This is a genomic window from Polynucleobacter sp. UK-Kesae-W10 (assembly GCF_018881575.1).
Taxonomy (GTDB): Bacteria; Pseudomonadota; Gammaproteobacteria; order Burkholderiales; family Burkholderiaceae; genus Polynucleobacter.
The window spans coordinates 1-956 of sequence record NZ_JACVQB010000013.1; the positions used below are offsets into that span (position 1 = coordinate 1).

Below are 956 nucleotides of genomic sequence, written 5' to 3' on the forward strand. Positions count from 1 at the left end.
CTTAGATCCCCAGTACTTTGAAGCCTGGGTCAATCGCAGTGTGCCACTGAATGCTCTGAAACGTTATCAAGAAGCCTGCACTTCTTGTGAGAAAGCCATTGCCCTCAGACCCAATGATGCGCAGGGGTGGTTTAACCATGGCAATAGTTTGCATCTAGCGAGAGAAGATGCATTGGCAATTGCCTCGTATGATGAGGCCCTGAAATTAGCTCCTCAGAATGATCAGGTATGGCTCAATAAAGGCGTTGCCCTATATGGACTGAAGCGTTATGAAGAGGCGCTGACTCATTACGATACTGCCTTGAAATTGAATCCCAATGCAGAAGCATGGTCAAACAAAGGCAATGCCCTGCATGCCTTAAAGCGTTATCCAGAAGCGCTCAGATGTTATGAGCAAGCCATTGCACTGCAGCCTACTTATGCGCAAGGGCACTTTAATCTAGGGGTTTTTTTTAGCGATCTACGTCAGTATGAAAAGTCGCTACTTGCGTATGAGCGCGCAATCGAAATCGATCCAATGTATGCGCAAGCCTGGGCTAATGCAGGTGATGTTTTACAAGAATTGAAACGTTATCCAGAAGCGAATGAGTATTACGATCGAGCAATCGAATTAAATGCTGAACTCGAATGGATTGATGGCTCACGAATCAGCGTGAGGACAAAAACATGTGACTGGTCAGATATCGATCAGGACCTTGAAAAAATAGTGGCAGGTATTGAGCGTCAGAAAAAGGTAGCGCAGCCCTTCCTCGTCCTCGCCCTCACCGATGTCCCTGCCTTGCATCAGTTGGCTGCCCAAACTTATGCTCAGGAGAAGTTCCCGGCTAACTTGAGCTTAGGCCCCATCCCCAAGAGGGCGCCTGCTTCAAAAATCCGCATTGGGTACTTTTCTGCTGATCTGAATAATCATGCGGTAGCCATTTTGACTGCACAGCTCTTTGAGACCCATCGTCGTG

1 protein-coding gene is annotated in these 956 nt (G+C 47.6%); it reads left to right on the forward strand.

Annotated elements, in window-relative coordinates; genetic code table 11:
• A partial coding sequence (locus ICN24_RS10275) for a tetratricopeptide repeat protein (protein ID WP_216223694.1) occupies positions 1 to 956 on the forward strand: 956 nt, incomplete at both ends.